The organism is Bradyrhizobium sp. LA6.1, from assembly GCF_040547805.1.
Lineage (GTDB): Bacteria > Pseudomonadota > Alphaproteobacteria > Rhizobiales > Xanthobacteraceae > Bradyrhizobium > Bradyrhizobium barranii.
Genome location: NZ_JBEPQK010000025.1, coordinates 1 through 18,671 on the forward strand (window position 1 = coordinate 1; position 18,671 = coordinate 18,671).

General features: G+C 58.3%; 14 protein-coding genes and 1 pseudogene. 7 read left to right on the forward strand and 8 right to left on the reverse strand.

Going from position 1 to position 18,671, the window contains the following annotated elements; all coding sequences use genetic code 11:
* On the forward strand, nt 1-934 hold a 934-nt coding region (locus tag ABIB99_RS39240), incomplete at its 5' end, for an IS3 family transposase (protein ID WP_354181092.1).
* Nucleotides 935-1,399: 465 nt separating this feature from the next.
* Here ABIB99_RS39240 and ABIB99_RS39245 read toward each other — a convergent pair.
* Together ABIB99_RS39245 and ABIB99_RS39250 are read right to left on the reverse strand one after the other, a co-directional pair.
* Nucleotides 1,400-1,798, reverse strand: coding sequence for a hypothetical protein (locus ABIB99_RS39245; protein ID WP_354116488.1), 399 nt, complete (start codon nt 1,796-1,798; stop codon nt 1,400-1,402).
* A gap of 459 nt (nt 1,799-2,257) precedes the next feature.
* Nucleotides 2,258-2,605, reverse strand: coding sequence for an HdeA/HdeB family chaperone (locus tag ABIB99_RS39250; protein ID WP_354116487.1), 348 nt, complete (start codon nt 2,603-2,605; stop codon nt 2,258-2,260).
* A 372-nt stretch (nt 2,606-2,977) separates the two neighbouring features.
* Between ABIB99_RS39250 and ABIB99_RS39255 the strand changes: the two genes are divergently transcribed.
* The gene (locus ABIB99_RS39255) at nt 2,978-3,436 is read left to right on the forward strand and encodes a response regulator transcription factor (RefSeq protein ID WP_354122499.1); all 459 of its coding nucleotides are present in this window, start codon (nt 2,978-2,980) and stop codon (nt 3,434-3,436) included.
* Here ABIB99_RS39255 and ABIB99_RS39260 read toward each other — a convergent pair.
* Nucleotides 3,415-3,717, reverse strand: a complete 303-nt coding sequence (locus ABIB99_RS39260; RefSeq protein ID WP_354116485.1) for a hypothetical protein — start codon at nt 3,715-3,717, stop codon at nt 3,415-3,417. The two genes, ABIB99_RS39255 and ABIB99_RS39260, sit on opposite strands and share 22 nt — an antisense overlap.
* Nucleotides 3,718-3,826: 109 nt before the next feature.
* Complete coding sequence (locus ABIB99_RS39265; RefSeq protein ID WP_354116484.1) at nt 3,827-5,386, reverse strand: Do family serine endopeptidase; 1,560 nt, start codon at nt 5,384-5,386, stop codon at nt 3,827-3,829.
* 388 nt (nt 5,387-5,774) lie between these two features.
* On the opposite strand from ABIB99_RS39265, the gene ABIB99_RS39270 reads away from it, so the two are divergent.
* A complete protein-coding gene (locus ABIB99_RS39270; protein ID WP_502916679.1) occupies nt 5,775-6,458 on the forward strand; it encodes a hypothetical protein in 684 nt (227 codons plus the stop codon).
* A 1,216-nt stretch (nt 6,459-7,674) separates the two neighbouring features.
* Here ABIB99_RS39270 and ABIB99_RS39275 read toward each other — a convergent pair.
* From ABIB99_RS39275 to ABIB99_RS39290, 4 genes are all read right to left on the reverse strand, one after another.
* Nucleotides 7,675-8,208, reverse strand: coding sequence for an HdeD family acid-resistance protein (locus ABIB99_RS39275; protein WP_354116483.1), 534 nt, complete (start codon nt 8,206-8,208; stop codon nt 7,675-7,677).
* Nucleotides 8,209-8,226: 18 nt separating this feature from the next.
* Complete coding sequence (locus tag ABIB99_RS39280) at nt 8,227-9,315, reverse strand: HAD family hydrolase (RefSeq protein WP_354116482.1); 1,089 nt, start codon at nt 9,313-9,315, stop codon at nt 8,227-8,229.
* 29 nt (nt 9,316-9,344) lie between these two features.
* Nucleotides 9,345-10,937, reverse strand: coding sequence for an arylsulfatase (locus tag ABIB99_RS39285; protein ID WP_354116481.1), 1,593 nt, complete (start codon nt 10,935-10,937; stop codon nt 9,345-9,347).
* Nucleotides 10,938-11,301: 364 nt separating this feature from the next.
* Nucleotides 11,302-12,066, reverse strand: a complete 765-nt coding sequence (locus ABIB99_RS39290) for a bestrophin-like domain (RefSeq protein WP_354116480.1) — start codon at nt 12,064-12,066, stop codon at nt 11,302-11,304.
* 1,004 nt (nt 12,067-13,070) lie between these two features.
* Here ABIB99_RS39290 and ABIB99_RS39295 point away from each other — a divergent pair.
* From ABIB99_RS39295 to ABIB99_RS39310, 4 genes and pseudogenes are all read left to right on the forward strand, one after another.
* Nucleotides 13,071-13,874: a TIGR02391 family protein gene (locus ABIB99_RS39295; RefSeq protein WP_354116475.1), complete on the forward strand. Its 804-nt coding sequence runs from the start codon at nt 13,071-13,073 to the stop codon at nt 13,872-13,874.
* A gap of 527 nt (nt 13,875-14,401) precedes the next feature.
* On the forward strand, nt 14,402-15,424 hold the full coding sequence (locus ABIB99_RS39300; RefSeq protein WP_354116474.1) for a DUF2971 domain-containing protein: 1,023 nt from the start codon (nt 14,402-14,404) through the stop codon (nt 15,422-15,424).
* A 352-nt stretch (nt 15,425-15,776) separates the two neighbouring features.
* Nucleotides 15,777-16,244 (forward strand): annotated as a pseudogene (locus ABIB99_RS39305) (IS66 family transposase); the annotation flags it as partial.
* 171 nt (nt 16,245-16,415) lie between these two features.
* A complete protein-coding gene (locus ABIB99_RS39310; protein WP_354121717.1) occupies nt 16,416-18,521 on the forward strand; it encodes an NHL repeat-containing protein in 2,106 nt (701 codons plus the stop codon).
* Nucleotides 18,522-18,671: the final 150 nt, after the last annotated feature.

The following is an 18,671-nucleotide window of genomic DNA, read 5'->3' on the forward strand; positions in this document are numbered from 1 at the left end:
AAAATCGTATCGGCCGCTCCCTTCCGAACGCAGTCTATCACTAACCCGTTTCTATCCCACAGGGGGCGTGCAGCGCCGAGATCAGTTTTTTAGAAAGCGCGCTCACCAAGGCGGGATTGCTGAGCGCAAAACGATGATCGACCGCGAGCACGATTTGTCGATCACGAAGCAAGCGGAAGTGTTGCAGATCAGCCGTGGCAGCGTCTATTACCTGCCGCGCCCGGTGTCGGACGCCGATCTCACGGTCATGCGGCGTCTCGATCGGCTGCATCTGGAGTTTCCTTTCGCCGGTTCGCGGATGTTGAGAGGCCTGCTGGCTGCCGAGGGGTGCAAGATCGGCCGCCGGCATGTCAAAACGCTGATGCGGCGGATGGGGATAGAGGCGCTCTATCGCCGTCCTCGGACCACGAAGCCGGAGCCCGGCCACAAGATCTATCCTTACCTGCTGCGCGGCATGGAGATCACGCGTCCGAACCAGGTCTGGGCGATGGACATCACTTACATCCCGATGGCGCGCGGCTTCGTGTATCTCGCTGTCGTGCTCGATTGGGCTACCCGACGTGTCTTGTCGTGGCGGTTGTCGATCACGATGGAAGCGGCCTTCTGCGTCGAGACCCTGGAGGATGCCCTGGCGCGGCACGGCCGGCCTGACGTCTTCAATACCGACCAGGGTTCGCAGTTCACCGGTGCGACCTTCATCGCCGTGCTCGCCGGCAACGGCATCGCCATCAGCATGGACGGCAAAGGGGCTTGGCGGGACAACGTGTTCGTCGAGCGGTTGTGGCGCAGCGTCAAGTACGAGGAGGTGTATCTGCGGGCCTACGAGACCGTCAGCGAGGCGCGCGACTCGATCGGCCGTCCCCATTCGAGCCTTGACGGCAGCACACCGGATCAAGCCTACTTCACCCCGCTGCCAATCCGCTTGGCAGCCTAACCCCGGCAGAAGCTCCACTTATCAACGCGGAGATTCTGTTCAGACAACCGGGACCAGCTCTCGTCCATCCGGCGTAAAGAATCTGCGCCTTTGTGGAGGCTTGAAAGGTCTCGAAGGAAACTCCTGTGAGCAGGTTGGCTCCAACGCTTCGTTGATCGATGACCTTCGCGCCGATGATCCCATTTGGAACCCCCTTCGGTTGCCTGAAATCGTAGTCGACCTGCGCGAAGCCTGTGTTGACGAAGTCTTGGACGTTGTAGTCCATGGCGGCAAGCGAGAGACCGAACCGGCCGGTATCTGATCATCCCGAAGACCGCACCATGGTTCGCAACATCGCTCCTGCCGGCGACAACATCCGACAGCGGAATGAAGGTGTTCCAGTCTCTTTGTTTCATATTCCAGAGATAACCGACCGAGTAATCGTAGTTACGATCTCTGTCCGGCAGGGAGACCAGAGTGGCGGCTTCAAACGTGTTGGGCACCATTCGGTTGTTTTGCGGATTGATGAGAGGCGTGTCCACCAATTGGCGGCCGCCTCGAACTTCCTGGTCTCCGATCTGTACGCGCCCATATCTGGCCAAGCACGGCTATCGAGTTTTGAACGGGTGCCAATAGTTTGGTGCCACCTTCATCGGAAGGAGCGAAAATCGGTTGCGAAGTATAGACGGCTGCGTGCACTCCGAACACGTCACCGATAAGCCCGGATCGAAATGCCAACCAGCCACCGGCAGTCCAAGCCTGCGACTTCGATCCATTGAAATTGTCGCGCGTAAATTCGAAGCTTCTCAGCACATATTGCAAAAATGAATCACGAACAATCGCCGGGGTTTCGGTCGAGTACTGCAGCCAGTAAATCTCATTCATGTAAAGCTGGGCGGAATTTTCCTCACAGTCCAGGTGAAGCGATCCTGGTCTGCAAGTTCAATGTGCGAGTCTGGCAGCAGTTGCTGCGCCTCTGGAGAAGTTGCTGCGCCTGTGATTGTGTGACCATCCCAGTCGATGGGACGCAAAGTGCAAGCCAGCCGACAGCGAGAAGTCCGGTGCAAGCGCGACTTCGGCGAAGATACCCATTTGAGCCGATTTGCCGCAAGTAGCCTCCTGGAGACCCGAGCACTGCGACGAGATGGCCGAAACCTATGTAATCAACTAACTAGCGACAAATCGATCAAATCACAGACGAATTGAAGCCGGCCGTCAAATCCGCCATACAACCGCGCTGGCACTGCCGTTTTGCCAGCACCTCAGGACGCCCGCGAAACGTTCGCACTCATACAGAGACGCCCTGACAAACATTGCTCATCACGCCCGGACGCGCTTCTTATCTCATTTAAACCCACTCATAAGCCGCTCTTCCTTGAGCATCACACCTATGGCATCGATAATTCGAACTTCGGGATGGGCCTTGCAGTACACGATAACTTCGTGTTCGAGTTCCTTCGAACGAGCGATATTGAAATAGTGCTTTTTTGCAAGCCCATTGTACCAGCCACTGTACCAGGTTGTGAGCCTGTCGGCATCCCCCTGCCAAGTTCCCGCAAGGGCAGCGCAGGTCAACGCTTGGACATCAATGTAGCCGTTGGCGTCCGCGAACGCAGTGAGATCTGTTTGCGCCCGAACGCCCGCACTCGCCGCAGCCAGTACTGTCGTCGCGACCAATAGCACTTTCCACATGCTGTCACCCCTGCGTCATCTGGTTTACTTCCGTTGCCGACTCAAGAGACGTGGCAGGCTCGAACAATCGGCGCTATGCACCTTCGGCAAATTTGTGCTCCCAGGCCTTCGACATACGCAACATGGTACTGCTCTGGGTGTCTGAGGGGGCCCGGGTCACCAAGCAGGTTGCTGACGAGCTGGTTTCGGTTGAAAAAACCATCAAGGTCCCACCGGGTCGGACGATGGAAGAGCCGGGCATTCGCACATGGCCGATCTCGTTCGCCGCCCGAGCATGCTCACCTTTTCGAATTTGGACGCACCTATCGGCCCAAAGCCGGATCGCCAGTGCCCGATCTAACTGCGATGGTCGTTTCTGGCGAAAGCTCCCTCATGGTCGCTATCGTGGACGATGATCCAGCAGTGCTTAGGGCCTTGATCCGCCTGCTACGTTCACACGCATTTTGCGCCCGCGCTTATGGATCAGGACAGGAATTTCTGGCGGCGTTGCTGCCTGTCTTCCGTCCGGACTGTCTGATTGTCGATCTTCCAACGGCCGGAAATGAGCTGGTTGGCGCTTCGGCGGCATCTTATGAGCAAGGGCATAAAGATCCGACAATTCTGATCACGGCGCGTGCCGAGGCAGCGTTGCGCGGTCTACAATCAATTCCAGAATTCACGAGCCAGTGCTCTCCTGCGAATATGTCGTCAGGATCGAGTTCGATGGCGTACCGCCAGGAACAAGCACTTGCGTCGGCTGCATTCGACGATGCTGTCTCATTTGCCGGCCCAGTGAACATTGAACGCACGGCACATCCGCTCGAAAACGCTTACCGCGAGATGAACTCCTGATATGCAGCCGCTCCCTGCTCGATGTCGAAGCAGGCGCGAGATTCGACCGGCGAGCCCGCATCATGATCGAAGAGTTCAATCGAGAACAGCGATGCCGAGCTGGCGCCGTCTTGCGAGCCGTCAAACATGCGAACCTCGCAGCTGCCGATGTGCGCGAGCGTGACGACCCTCGAATCACCTTCTGGAAGGCACAATAACTTGATATAGGCCCGTGCAATCCGCAGCTTTATGAACTCATTGTCGGACGTCCTGCACATGACCGCGCCTCGGAAGGTCTTCATAGTGATGGCTTCCGTCGGCGCTGCGACGCGTTGATACCGGAAAGGCCGCTGACCGGTGCGAGTGGCTCCCATAACGGTTGGCAGCGGCAAGGCCGCTGCCAACCAGGGTCTAGCCGTCTGAGAGCGGCACAGCGACGTAATGGGACGCATCGCCGGAGCGAAGACGCATCAATACGCTGTTCTTCTTGTCCGTCCGCGCGGCGTCGAGCGCCTCGCGAACGTCGCCGGGATTCGACACACTCTTGCCGGCAACCTCCAGGATCAAGTCGCCCTTTTTAAGCCCGCGATCGGCGGCCGCGCTCTTCGGGTCGACTTTCATGACAACGACGCCACCGTCCTTGCCCGCGCCGTTCTCCTTACCAGCCGGCGCGACTGTCAGGCCGAGGCGCGGAATCTCTGCACCCTGCGTTGCGCCCTTCCCGTCAACACCCAATTCTGCCTTGGCTTCCTGAACGTTCGGCAATTGGCCGAGGGTGAGGCTCACGACCTTGCTTTTACCCTTATGCAATACGTCGAGCTTGACCGTGCTGCCGGGAGCAAGGCTGCCGACTACGCGCGCCAGTTCGCGAGCATCTTTGATCGACTGACCATTGACGGCAATAATGACGTCGCCGGAATCGATCCCGGCTTTGGCAGCGGGACCATCCTTCTGAGGATCGGCCACCAACGCCCCGTTGGCCTGCTTCAGACCCATGCTATCTGCGATATCCTGGGTCACTGGCTGACTCTGAACACCGATCCAGCCGCGGTTCACGCTTCCCTTATCCTTCAGCTGCGCGATGGCGGTCTTCACGGTCGCGGCCGGAATCGAAAATGCGATGCCGACGCTGCCACCGGATGGCGAATAGATCGCGGTGTTCACGCCGACAACCTCGCCCTGCAGGTTGAAGGCCGGGCCGCCGGAATTCCCCTTGTTGACGGGCGCGTCGATCTGGATGAAATCGTCGTAGGGACCGTTTCCGATGTCCCGCCCGCTGGCCGACACGATGCCGGCAGTCACGGTGCCACCTAGGCCGAAGGGGTTACCGACCGCAAGCACCCAATCGCCGGTTCGGGCCTTGCTCTCGGACAATTTCACGAACGGGAAGTCGGAGCCGCCCTCGACCTTGATCAGGGCGACGTCGGTGCGCGGATCCGTTCCAATGACCTTGGCGGCATAAGTCTTTCCCGCATCGGTCGTAACTTCGACCTTGTCGGCGCCGTCGACGACATGGTTGTTGGTGACCGCATATCCGTCGGATGAAACAAAAAAGCCAGAACCTTGGCCGATCATTTCACCGTGCCGGCCGCCGCGCCCTGAGCCTTCGGGAGACCCATCAGGGCCGCCGAACTGGTGAAAGAAGCGCTCCATCGGCGAGCCATCGTTCTCGCCCTTCCTGCTCGTATCGACCGCCTTCTCTTTCATCGTGACCTTCACCGAGATCACCGAAGGCTTCACGCGTTCAACCACATCGGCAAAGCCCGCGGGCTGCGCGGCGCCGCCGACTTCGGCGTGCGCGGGACTACCAAGAATATCGAACCCGCCCGAGGCGGAGCTGAAGCCGTAAGCGCCGATGGACATGCCGGTCAAGACAGATGCCATCAATGCGAGTTTTCGCGCTGCGAACGGCGAGCGTCGCGGCGCCTGGAAGGATAGTGCCGTCCGGTAGTCCGAAAGATAGTCGGTCATAAAACGAGTCTCCATGGAGAACTCGGCGCGCGATAGCCCGCCGTTATGACCGGGCAATGCAGGTTTTCACATTACGCAGCGCTGGACGCAGAATTAATGATTCGAAATAACCCGCGGACCAACGTTGCCGTGCCAGCACGCCCGCGCTGCCGGCCCTGGATGCCGGCGTCAAATGGATCGACGGGCAGGCACGCGATCGCGACGCGGGGGATTGGCAGCCAAGCCGGCAGTGCCGCAATCGCTTGATATTGGACTTCCTTCTTGGCTTTCTGCCGCTTCTGCATAGCCACCCGGACAAGCCTGCCGATACGATGAGGTCGAAAGCTTTCTCACCGATGAGACCGCTTCCAACGCGTTAACGCTGGGCTAAACTCACAAGGAGAACGATATGGCAGGCGCCATGAGACTGCATCGGATGGCCGGAATGCTCGCGATGGTGACATTCTGTAATGCGAACATGGCACTGGCCCAGACGTCCCCGGTCCCCTCTTCGATGAAGACGATCGGCACACCAGCCGCAGCGGCACGACCCGAGATTGTGCCCTCGTTAATCGTGCTCAATTCGCGCGGCGCGACCTTGCAGGGAGATACCCTCACGCTAACCGGACTGGCGTCCAATTCCATCATATTCGCCGATCGTCCTGTCAGGGCGGCCGGCCATCAGCTCACCGCCGACGTCATCGCGGACTGGGGATCGGGTGACGACAGTTTTGCGAAGAATCCCCCGAACGCGACCGTGTCGGTCCTCGGCAAGGATAGCTCGGTGAAGGATGCCGTCGTCGTTCTGAGAAGCCCGAAGCTGGAGGGCGATAAGCTGACGTTCAACGTTCAGACACTCGAAGGCGATCTCAACGGCGGCGACGGAGGCGCTGCAATTTCTATCGACATTATCGGACGGCCATTCACGCCATTGTCATTCGCCGGCGTTGCCCGGCGCAGCGCGTTCCGTGGCGCGATGTATGCTGGTGCCGCCGGCGCGGCGGCGTATGGCGCAGCAGCGTATGCCGCGCCTTATGCCTACCCCTATGGGCGGCCGGCCTGCGGATACTATCCCTACCCGCCCTGCTACTGAGGCGAACGGAGTGATCTAGATTACGCGCCTACCTCATTTTGTCGAAGCAAACCGCCCGACGGACCCGTCCGCTGCGCCCTGCAAGCTATCGGCCCCTCTCGACAGGCGAGAGGGGACACTCGGGGAACACCGGTTCGACTTCGATCGGCGTGAAGAAATGTGCCCCTTGAGGCGGCGGTTATTTCGACTCATGTTCGTGGCGACGAGACCTCGGTACCGCGGTTCCACTCAATGTCCTGGTGACGTGGACCGCCAGGCAAGATCATCCGACAACACGTAGATTGTGATCGCCGCGAGACAGAGCGAGATACCGATCCAGAATGCCGGTGAATGGTGGATTCGTCGCCAGTCGCGCGGCTGCGCCTTGGATTTCATTTCGATCACATCCTACGGGCGACGATCGTCGCACTCTGTGCCTAGTGACAGACAATCTTTCCGTCCGGTTCAGAGCAGAACTCCACCTTCCCTGTCCAGCGGTCGAGCCGGTGAACCCCGATCGACGACGAGACGATGTGCCATCTGAAAAGCATCGCCAAGGATACCACGATGAGTACGACGGCGACGATAACGGTGGCGGGGATATGGAAGCCCATTGTTCGAACGCGCTCCTATCGCGGCTATGTGTCGTGGACCACGGCGCGGCCAATCGTCACTATTCCAGGGTTGCGTTGATTGTGATGACCGACGTACCCGAACCATACGCGCTCGTACCTGTCGCCCGCACCGAGAAAGTATCGCTACCTCTATAGCCGGCGCGCGACGTGTACACGTAAGACGACCTATCTATTCGTTGCAGCCTGCCGTGCCTCGGCCGCTGTGACACGCGCGAACTCAATATTTCGCCCCTGACATTCAGCGAGAATAAGCAGCTTGTCCCCGAATTTATCTCAATATAGCCGATCGAGTTGACGCCCCACCCCGATGGCGATCCCGACATTGGGCACTGAGGAGCATTCTGAGCCGCGGCATGGGTTATCAATCCTGGCGCCGTAAGGATAAAAGCCAGCACGGACATTCTTGATAGCCGCATGGTAACCTCCTTTTCATTTCGTTCCAAAAGCCGGTTCTCTGGGTGCCATCTCGCGATCAGTTCATCGGAGTCGTGACGTGGCGTGGAGCAGCCTTTAACGGCCCATCGCTTCGACACCCGAGATTTCGAGAAACGCTCGATGATATTCGACCGCAACATAGACGCATTCCAACGGGACGAGCGCTGTCAGGCGCGGACACGAAACGCCAGCATGACCAATCCTGCGCCCTGGATGAGCAACAGCACACCGAACACAATCGGTACAGCGAACGAGGCCGCGATCGGCGAGCCCAACAGCAATAGTCCGACCAACACATTGATCACGCCGAGAATAATGGGCCCAAGTCCGCCGCCCTTGAATCCTCCCACGATCTGGAGCGCGCCCATAGCCAGGCCTTGAATGCCGAGAATGATGACGATCATCGTAGGGACTGTGAACGCGGCAAATAGGGGATGTCTCAGCACAAAAAGACCTGCAAGAATGCCGACGAGGCCGCTGAGCAAGGACCATATCCAGGGAGTCGCCCGATCGACGAAGACCTGAACCAGCCCTAGCGTTCCGGTAATGAGCCAGTAGAACCCCAGAAACGTCGCCAGCGCCACGATCGTTGCGCCGGGCTGGGTCACCAGCATGAGACCCAGCATGATCCCTGCGAACCCCTGCAGCAGGAATATCCACCAGATGGTCGACCTCTGGGGCAGCAATACGGTATCGGTCATGACAGTTTCCCTCCTGAATCAGCTATCGCGTTCATCGAAAGCGAAAATGCGCCTCCAGTCGTTCTTCATGCTGACGACGATCCATTCATTCTTTCTCGCTTCATCGTAAAGCGCCGGCGTAAAGGTGCCGACCTTGCTGCCGGGAAGGCCCAGCGCCGGACCGTAGGCATATTCACGCTTCGCGTCGTCATGCAGCACAAGCATTTTCAGCCGCGCACCGGATCCGGCGGCGGTCCACTCAAGCATTTGCTGGTCGCCAACCGAGTTGCCGAAGGCGGCACAGGGTCGCCGTCCGATCATCATGTGAATGCCTTCGGGCTTGCCGGCATGGTCATTATTGAGCAAAAGCTTCGGCTCCTTGGTAAGAAACGCCTTGTCGTCCTTGTCATAACCGAGCTTCGTTCCGCCCACGGTGCCGACGACCTGTTCCGGCGGGATGCCATAGACGCGCTCGGAATACACCCGTACGAAATCCTGGCCGCCGCCGGTCACGATGTAGGTCTTGTAACCATTGCCGCGGAGGTAGTTCAGCACTTCGAGCATTGGCTGGTAGACAAGCTCTGTGTAGAGCCTTTTCCAGCGCGGATCCCGGGCGGTTTCAATCCATTGCTTCACCTCAGCATTGAATTGCTCCACCGGCATCCCAGTCAGAGTAGCGGCAAGGATCTTCTCGAGATCCTTCATCGTGAATTTTGCCATAGCCTCAAGATTGCCCGACAGCACGGTCTTGAAGGGTTCGATACTCTTGAGTTCGGGCTTTTTCGCCACCACGGCCGGAACGCGATCCAGGCAGTACATCACTTGCGAATACATTGGATGCTCGACCCAGAGCGTACCATCCTGATCGAACGTCGCGATGCGCTCCTCGGGCGTCACGAACTGGGGGCTGCCTTGCATCGTGGTAGCGCGAACGAACTCGATGATCGCCTGCTTCGCAGCTCCCTCGTTCCAGGAAGCTAGCGCGTTACCGGTCGCTGCGGTCTGCGCCTGCACCGACGTGGTCAGGAGCGGTCCAGACACGGCTGGGAGTACCGCCAACGCCGACAGGACGGTACGGCGGTTAAAGCCAATTGGCGAAATTATCGTTTCACGGGATGCCTTGTTCATTTACGTCCTTCCAGACCCATGACATCAGGCTAGTTGTTCGCGGGCGGACTCCTCAGCTTGTCCATCGCCTGCTCTACCGAGAACGAGCCGGGTTTCTGTCGTGGTGGAAACGCGACGAAACTCTGGAGATGCTGCCCCACGATGCCTTGCGCCGGAACGATCACGAACGCATGTTCGATGAACCATCTCACGTAGTCGCCGGCCTCGTGTTGCGCTCGCTCAAACGGATCCGAGCGCAGGTTGAACAACATCGGCAGGCGGAGCTGAACGAGTGGCTGTTGCCAGACACTGAAGCCTTCGGCCTTCTGTTCCAGAAACACCGCCTTCCACTGCTCATAGCGAAGTCCGGCAAGGTTGCCGTCGTCGGTCCAGTAGAAGAACTCGCGGCGCTTGTCCGGCCCGTTGGCGGAGAGCAGTTCGCGCTGGTCGTAGCCGTCGAGGTGAACCTTGAAGGTCTTCCCCGCCGCTTCATAGCCTTGCAGCAGCTTGTCCTTGACCGCGGGCTCGCCCGCGGCGGCGACTAAGGTGGTCGCCCAATCCTCCGCTGAGAATATCTCGTTGATCTCGGTACGCGGCGGCACCGTTCCGGGCCAACGGATCATCGCCGGCACGCGGTAACCGCCTTCCCAGTTGGTGTTCTTTTCGCCGCGGAAGGGCGTGGTACCGCCGTCGGGCCACGAGAACGTCTCGGCGCCGTTGTCGGTGGTGTAGATCACGATCGTATCGTTGGCGATGGCGAGGTCGTCAAGCTTCTTCAGCAACTGGCCGACCTGGCCGTCATGCTCGACCATACCATCCGGATAGATTCCAAGTCCGGTCTTGCCTTGGGATTCCATCTTGAGGCGGGTCCAGATATGCATGCGGCTCGGGTTAAACCATACGAAGAAGGGTTTCTTATCGCGATTGGCGCGATCGATGAAATTCATGGACGCGTTGAGGAATTCATCGTCAATGGTCTCCATGCGCTTCTTGGTGAGCGGCCCGGTGTCCTCGCATTTCTGCCGACCCCAGGCGCCGAAACGGGGATCTTCGCCAAGCGTGTCCGTGGTGCTGGCGACGCACTTCATGACGCCGCGCGGACCGAATTGCGCCTTAAAAGATGGATTCTTCGGATAGTCCGGATTTTCCGGCTCATCCTCAGCATTGAGGTGATAGAGGTTACCGAAGAACTCGTCGAAACCGTGTACCGTCGGCAGGAACTCATTGCGATCGCCGAGATGGTTCTTGCCGAATTGCCCGGTGGCGTAGCCCTGCGGCTTGAGCAGTTCGGCGATGGTTGGATCCTTTTCCGACAATCCCTCTTTAGCCGCCGGCAATCCCACCTTCAACAATCCGGTTCGCAGCGGGCTTTGGCCGGTGATGAACGCGGCGCGGCCGGCCGTGCAGGATTGTTGGCCGTAATAGTCGGTGAAGATGGCGCCTTCGTTGGCGATGCGGTCGATGTTCGGCGTACGGTATCCCATCATGCCGCGATTATAAGAGCTGATATTCCAGTACCCGATGTCATCGGCCATGATGACGAGGATGTTGGGTTTCTGCTGTTGCTGCGCGCAAGCCGGAGCCGCGAGAGCTGCCGCAGCGAGAGCCAGCGCGAACGGCATGCTTCTGCAAAGCTGTTTCATAATTTCCCTCTGGTCGAATTTGTTTTCCGTGACTTGTCGGTCAATCGTATGAGTCTCGCGAGAGCGCACGGACAATCGAATGGCTGCAGCACAGCACGCCCTTGCCTAATCGTGACCCCGATGGAGGCTGCGCGCTATGCAAATTCGGCACAGTGGTTGGGGCGTCATGACGCCGGTCCGGGATCGAGCTGCGCGACGTGCTCGATTGCGCTCCGTCCATTCGGACGAAATGGGCATTATTATCAAACACTAACGCCAAGCCCTCCGGAGGCGTTGATCAACTCTCGAAGAGCCCGCAAACATCGACAAGTAGGTTGCGCGCAAAGAAAATTAGGTTGTGGCAAGCTTGCTCGGGCGTCCAAGCTCAGCGTCCGAGCGACTTCGCTAGACTTTCCAAATTCTGCGGATTGACATGAATCAAGCCATGCCTCGGAGCGTCGATATCGGCGATGATGAGAAAGGCGATCGATATGACAAGGGGTAGCACGAGGTTCAGCTTCCTCTCTGCTCGTCCGCTTTTCGACCGATATCCGAACAGCACGTTGGCAACGAGCGCGATGGCAACCATCAACCACCAGACGGCTCGGGGAATACGGTTCCAGAACGCCGACTGCGTATAGCCCTGCGAATTGATCACGTCGTTCATGCCAGCGAGCACCAGCGCCGCCACCGGCGTTGGTTGTGCGATCGCCGGTTCGCGGACCGCGGCCCACAGCTCGGCCTGCAACTGACTGGTTGACCGATCGATCTGGATTCGCCTTTCGTCGTCAGGATTCATGTAGAACAGAATACGCTGATCGAGGTAGGCGCCGAGAAGTTCGCGCACCTTGGCGGCACCTGCCGGCGGAAGAAGATCGGCGCGCAGGACTTCGGTTCCGATCGCGTTCGCCTCGGCTTCCTCGAAATTCTTTCGCTGATCGTAGCGATTGCTGGCCATCGAAACGCTGAAGCCGATAACCAATGCGAGCAGCGTCAGGGTGGCCGCTAGGATGATGCCGAGATCCTCTTTCTGCTCATCTCGGGCTTTCGGATCGCGGTTGTGCAGCCACGAGCCCGCCAACGTGGCCAGCCACAGAGCGAGGAAGACTGCTATCGATAAAAGCAATGGGTAATGCGTGAGATTTTCCATACCTCTGTCCGGCTTGAGCCGATTGCGGAACTTATCGCATTTCTCGCAAACCTAAAGATCGAATGTGCTTCTGTGGTGCGGTTTTTCAGTCCGCGGCTCTACGCAAAGTGGTCGGGCGCATTTCTCCGAATATCCTGCGATACCTTACGGCGAAACGGCCGACCTCGGGGACAGGCGCCGGAAATCAGGATCGAAGGGTATCTGGAAACACTTCTCAAACAGTCGTTCGAGGATCGTTCCGTTTCCGGGGTGAGATTGGTAGCGGGAGAGCGCTACCTACGTTCCCCCCGACCGCTTTCCCCTGAGTTTATGGTGTCGGTGGCCTAGCTGCGCTGGGGCCACCTTCTCCCCTCGTGGGAGTTTCGCGCCGCGTTCTCTCAACCGGGTCCCGGTGCCAGGCGGCAAGCCGCTCGTTACCCTGCGGGACGCGGCGCATTACGTCACCACGGTGCCCAAGGCTGAGCACGACGCCCCGGAATGGCAGGCCGCCATGGAAGCGCTACTGCTGGTATCGTTGCGGGCACCATGTCGAAAGCAGCGCCGATGGTTGGCCCGATGAGGTCCGGCTCTCCGACATCGAGCCGCGCTTCATCTGTCAACGCTGCGGACAACGCGGCGCGGAGGTGGCGGCCGAAGTTTTCGCAGGCGTGCATGGGGACGAGCTGACGATAGGTCGGTGGGAAGCAGCATCAGGGAATATTTTTCAATGGGCGAAAGCAAACAGAAGCGTCGCGCGCACGCGGCCGTACTGGACGGTTGTCCGTGGTGCATCTATTGCGGCGGCGATGCGCCTGCGACGACTATCGATCACGTCTGCCGGCACAACGCGGAGCCTGAGCCCACGCCGCGACGGAAGCGGGCGAAGGTCTATCGGGTCATTCGGTGATCGAAGCATCCTCTATTGCAGAAACATGGGGACTGACGCAACCGTGGCCAGCCTTGTGATTGCCTGCGTGCTAGGATTGATCCCTTCAACTCTCCCCAACTAGCACGGGAATCACCAGATGGCTCGCAAGCCAGCCGCTCCACCGGAGATAGAGCCAAAGGTTTTTCAGAATACCGACGAAATTGCTCGCGCCATCGTGAAACTTGAGCGACGCATCAAAGAGATTTCGGATATCGATTTCGTTGCCGCCGAGCGTCATCACACAGGCGCGGACGACGCAGCAAGGAGCAACCTGCAGAAAGCGATCTTAGAGATTTACGGCCCAAACTCACCTGAATATCGAGAACATCAGCATATTGATTTTTGGGCCGGTCCTATGTTCGTGGACATGCATCCGGGTCAAATATTAGAAGGGCGCGAAAATGGTCGCAGGCAAGTCTTAGGCATCATCAGCGGGTTGATCGCGAGCCTCAAGGAAAAGCGCGAGGACCTTGAAGGTGGCGAACGACCAGCACCGTCAAGCTATTTCGAAAAACTCAATCTTCATCCCAGAATTGCGGATGTTGCCCGTGACCTGTTTCTTGACGGCCACCATTTCGACGCGGTTTTTGCGGCGGCAAAAGCACTAGTGAATTTCGTCAAAGAGCGATCAGGACGCCACGATCTTGATGGCGCGCCGCTAATGCGCACGGTCTTTTCGAAAAATAGCCCGGCGCTTGCCTTTAATGATCTCTCGGACCAGACAAAATTGGACGAGCAAGAAGGCATGATGCATTTGTTCGAAGGCGCGGTGCTAGGTATTCGCAACCCCGGCGGCCATTCGTTTCCGGAAGGTACAGAACAGCGCGCGATAGAGTACATCTCCCTATTAAGTCTTCTTGCCTATCGCGTGCAGGAAGCAAAAAAACCTTCCAAACCGTAGCTGTCAGCCGCAACAACACGGCTGCTAGATACAGTACGTCGTCAACGGGTGTTCTCCATGTGCAACCTCTACAGCATTCGCGAGCATCCTCGCGCTCTTTCCGGTAGTCAACCGCCACGTCGGCAACTTGCAACCACGCGGCGGTCTTTCCTGGACTATCCCCGGCCGCCCCTGATCCGCAACACTGAAGTTGTAACCGAGATCGATGATGCGCTGGGGCATCAATCATCAACCCCGCGCCAGCTTCACGACAGCCCGACGCACTTGATTTCAATACACCGAGCGCAGATCAACTCGCCGTCCCCGGCCGGTGGCGCAAGAACGGTCAGCTCTTCAGGCGCGATTTCTTCTTCGCAGTGATCGCAGCAGGGGATTTCGAGCATCCGCGCATTTGCTTCATGCAGTTGTGGCGAGAATTCGGTAGGCTCTTGCTACACGCCTTTCTAAATGAAAGAGGAGGGCCGCAATTCTGCGCTGGACACTCGCGCGTTGGTCACAAAAGGATAGGACCAAAGGGGAGCCGCCTTATGAATGAGCGAGAGCACCAAGACGAAGACGCAAGCGAAGATCGAGGTCAGTCACAGAAATCTGGTTCGCTGTTTCACTACACTACCGCATCTGGCTTGATCGGCATCATCTCGCAGCGCGTGCTTTGGGCCACTCACGCAAATTATCTGAATGACACCGCCGAACTGAAAATTCTATCGGATTTGCTTACGCCGCAAATATCTCAAGAGTTTCGTCAATGCATACCTAAGCTGATAGCCGCAAACGCGTTTTTGCCCGGTCTCCTCAATAGCTATGGCGAGAGCATCTATGACAGCGAAGCTCGAAATGCTTGCAGAGCGGTGATGAGAGCAATCGAGGCCGTAGCGCCAATGTACGTCACGTCCTTCTGCATGCACGCTGTTGGAAGTGAAGAGAGCCGGCACGGGCTCCTCAGTCAGTGGAGGGGCTATGGTCGCGGCGGCTTCGCGATTGAATTTGACGAGAGCGAGTTGGATAGGCTCACCGTTTTGGAAAACACAAATCGATCTATTCAGATGATCGCAACTCGCAAGGTCGAGTACACAAGTCACGAGAAGGCGGCAAACAAAGATCGTTTCATCGGTCTCGGACTTGCGGCACTGAGCACTGCGTTTCGCGAAAAGACACCAAACTTAGCCGCACGGGCAGACGTTGCAGCCATTCTTAGTAATGTAGAATTCGGCACCTACGTAGGTGCATTTCTGGAAACGGTTCCGTTTCTCAAAACACCGCGCTTCCAAGAAGAAAATGAATATCGCCTCGTTGTTGCAGCGACCCGTCCGAGTAAGACTAGCGAGGAGACGCGCGCAACCATTCCAATCCATTTTCGGGAAGGAGCGGCTGGGGCGGTAGTACCCTATATCCGACTGTTTGAAACTTTGGACGCAAAACTACCGATCAAATCAATCATCGTCGGCCCGCACCGAGACCAAGAAAACCAATACAACGCCGTAAGCCTCTTGCTCGAAGAGAACGATCTCGAAGTTCCGGTGCACCGATCTGACACGACACTTCGTTTCTGATGTGCACTCTCTACAACATCAAGTCCAAGAAGGATGTCGCTGGTTTTTGCGCTTATGAGGATCGGCCGCGCCAGAGGGCCTACTGCCATCGCCGCCCGGATGAAGCGATACCGTCGTTTGCACACTGGTGATCAGGACGCCGGGCGCTAAGATCAGGAATAATTTGTGAGGCTCCGCATGATAGATTCGGTTTCCGATCCGAATGTCGCCGATCAGGAACCCTTTTTGACCGCGTGGATGAGAGCGGTTCTGATCATAGTCGTTCCGATCGCACTCTTGTGTGTGATCTTGGTATATGGATGGGGAGCTAGTCCTCGTCCCTGTAAAGTTGCGTTCCCGATGTGGATAGGATGCACACGAAGCCATGGTCCGCGGCTCATCGTCGGACATTCGGCTGGCCGCACGCAAGGAGCATTCGTTGGCTCTCGTCGCCGCGTTAAAAACGTGGTTCGAGAAACAGTTGTCGATGATCTCCAGCGGCTCGACGCTCGCCGAGGACATCCGCTATGCGCTCAATCATTGGCAGGGGCTGACCCGCTTCCTCGAAGACGGGCGTCTCGAGCTTGACACGAACCCGGTCGAGAACGCCATCCGGCCAGTCTGCCTGACCAGAAAAAATGCGCTCTTCGCCGGTCATGAAGTCGGCGCGGAAAACTGGGCCTTGCTCGCCTCGATCGTCGCCACCTGCAAGCTCAACGACGTTAACCCGGCCGCCTACATCGCCGAAACACTCGAGGCAATCATCGACGGCCATCCCCATAGCCGCATCGAAGACCTCATGCCGTGGCGATTCCGCAAAACGTCAAGCCAGCCTCAATAGGGTTGCGGCTAAGCGCTTACCCCCGGTCTGCGCGGCGCCACCATCATGGGGGCCGGCATCCGCAAACCTTCACAAAAACGGAAGTGCAGGTAATATAGATAGCGCGTCGCACAATATGCCAGAGATGCGTGCGCCTTTGGGGATCATTCTGCCGAAATTGCATAGAACAAGATGAGAGCAGCTGACAGACTGCAGGTTTCGGCCAAAACGCTGGAGGCTCTTGTGATAGCGAAAAGTAAGGCGAAGTTCGTCACCATACTACTGACTGGCGGTTTGCTCACTTGGGCAGTTGGCCCGGCTGCTGCGGATACCCTCAAGGGGAAAGTTCTCGGCGGCGGCCAGCCGATTACCAATTCGACAGTCAGCCTCTGGGCTACGAGCGCGGGCGCGCCGCAGCAGCTGGGTCAGGCCCGCACCGGAGCCGATGGCAGGTTTACGCTCAATTCAACGGGTGGGACCGGCGCTGCCACGCTTTATCTGATTGCGAAGGGCGGCCAACCTAAATCGAATGCGCAAAGTGGTGACAACCCTGCCATTGCGCTGATGACGGTGATAGGCGGTAAACCACCGGCGACTATCACAATTAACGAGATGACGACCGTGGCCTCGGTATGGACCCACGCGCAATTTCTCGACGGCTCCGTGATCAAGGGACCGCCGCTCAGCTTGCGCATTGCCGCTGGCAACGTTCCGAACTTCGTCGATCTTCAGACGGGCGGCTGGGGCACGACAATTCAGGACCCGCTCAACAGCGTCCAGACGCCAACGATGGCCAACTTCGCCACGCTCGCGGATGCGCTTGCCGGATGCGTCACGCGTGTGACGGCCGATGCGTGCCCCCAGCTCTACACGGCGGCCACCCCGCCAAAAGGTGATGCCCCGAATGACACGCTGGCGGCAGCACAGTCGATTGCGCGTGCTCCGTGGTATCAGCCCACGAGACTGTTCGCACTTCTGGACCAGTTCTATCCGGTCCCGAAGGGCAGGACCATGCGCGCCGTTCCGTACATGCCCTATCTGAACTTTGCGCCTAGCGCTTGGGTTCTACCGCTCAAATTCGATGGTGGCGGCTATCGTGCGGGCGGCAAAGCCATGTTCGACAGCCAAGGCAACCTCTGGGTCGGTGACAACTTTACAGTCGGCTGGCAGGGTCAGGATACCCTTTGGCAAGGCAACGCTACCAAGTTCGCCCCTAACGGTCGTCCGCTCTCCCCGATCACGACCGGGTTCGCGGGCGGTGGAATGCAGGGCGGCACATTCGGCGCAGCCGTCGATGCAAAAGACAACGCTTGGCTCTCCAGTTACGGCGGCAAGTCAATTGCGGTATTCGACAAGAACGGCAAGCCACTGACACCGCCGGAGGGCATTACGTTTGATGGCAAGCTAGGTCTCATGCAGGGTATTATCGCAACACCCAGTGGAGACGTGTGGGCAGTAGGCATATCAAAGAGCCAGCTCCTCCACTTCCCAAAGGGTGATCCAACCAAAGGCCGGATCGTCTGTGAGGGCCGAGAAGTCGAGCCTTGCAAATCGTTCGTTGGACCGTTCCATCTCGGTATTGATCAGCAAGATCGCATCTGGGTGACGAACGCCTTTGGTGCGCATGTGACGCGATTTCCCGCCTCCGACCCGAATAAGGTCGAGAAGTTCAAAACCGGGTACAGCGGCAGCGGTCTTGGCATCGACAGCCGCGGCAATGTCTGGGTCACCAATCGACTAGGTAGCAGGGATCGCGGAATGTTCGATATTGTCGAGGACATCGCTGTCCTGAAGATGGGCGACAACGCTGATCGGACACTCACCGAGCAAATGGCCAAACAGGTAGGCGGCCCTGACGGTGGCAGCGTCACGCTGTTGCGGCCCGATGGTACTCAGTATCCCGGTTCGCCGTTCACGGGCGGCGGTCTCCCCGGTCCTTGGGCGGCAACGGTGGATGGCAACGACAACGTCTGGATCTCTAACTTTGCCATGCCGAACAGTCCGATCACCCAGCTGTGCGGCACTCGCACCGAGACCTGTCCTCCGGGCATGAAGACAGGCGACCAGATTTCGCCGCCCGGAGGCTATGTCGGTGGCGGCCTGCAAATGCAGACTGATCTTGCCGTCGACCCAGCGGGCAACGTCTGGGTAATGAACAATTGGACGGACATTGCCAGTTGTTTCGGCGAGCCAAACGAGGCGCTCTCGACCCGTTGCGGCGGCCAGGGGGTGACTGTGTTCTACGGCATGGCCAAGCCGGTTCGCGCGCCGCAGATCGGTCCGGCGCGCGCGCCGTAGTTTCAGGCTCCTCTCGAAGCGTTCGGATGGCATCATCACGCGATCCGAACGCTCAATCAGTATGACGAACTGGTCTATCGCCGTGCGCGGCGAGCACCGAGTGTCTGTTCTCAGATGTCCGAGATGGGTCAACGATCGGGATAGGGGGAC

Bases quoted from the DNA above. Each gene is read 5' to 3' on its own strand.
- ABIB99_RS39245 (WP_354116488.1), bottom strand. From the start codon at position 1,798: ATGAATGAGATTTACTGGCTGCAGTACTCGACCGAAACCCCGGCGATT.
- ABIB99_RS39250 (WP_354116487.1), bottom strand. From the start codon at position 2,605: ATGTGGAAAGTGCTATTGGTCGCGACGACAGTACTGGCTGCGGCGAGT.
- ABIB99_RS39255 (WP_354122499.1), top strand. From the start codon at position 2,978: ATGGTCGCTATCGTGGACGATGATCCAGCAGTGCTTAGGGCCTTGATC.
- ABIB99_RS39260 (WP_354116485.1), bottom strand. From the start codon at position 3,717: ATGAAGACCTTCCGAGGCGCGGTCATGTGCAGGACGTCCGACAATGAG.
- ABIB99_RS39265 (WP_354116484.1), bottom strand. From the start codon at position 5,386: ATGACCGACTATCTTTCGGACTACCGGACGGCACTATCCTTCCAGGCG.
- ABIB99_RS39270 (WP_502916679.1), top strand. From the start codon at position 5,775: ATGGCAGGCGCCATGAGACTGCATCGGATGGCCGGAATGCTCGCGATG.
- ABIB99_RS39275 (WP_354116483.1), bottom strand. From the start codon at position 8,208: ATGACCGATACCGTATTGCTGCCCCAGAGGTCGACCATCTGGTGGATA.
- ABIB99_RS39280 (WP_354116482.1), bottom strand. From the start codon at position 9,315: ATGAACAAGGCATCCCGTGAAACGATAATTTCGCCAATTGGCTTTAAC.
- ABIB99_RS39285 (WP_354116481.1), bottom strand. From the start codon at position 10,937: ATGAAACAGCTTTGCAGAAGCATGCCGTTCGCGCTGGCTCTCGCTGCG.
- ABIB99_RS39290 (WP_354116480.1), bottom strand. From the start codon at position 12,066: ATGGAAAATCTCACGCATTACCCATTGCTTTTATCGATAGCAGTCTTC.
- ABIB99_RS39295 (WP_354116475.1), top strand. From the start codon at position 13,071: ATGGCTCGCAAGCCAGCCGCTCCACCGGAGATAGAGCCAAAGGTTTTT.
- ABIB99_RS39300 (WP_354116474.1), top strand. From the start codon at position 14,402: ATGAATGAGCGAGAGCACCAAGACGAAGACGCAAGCGAAGATCGAGGT.
- ABIB99_RS39310 (WP_354121717.1), top strand. From the start codon at position 16,416: ATGAGAGCAGCTGACAGACTGCAGGTTTCGGCCAAAACGCTGGAGGCT.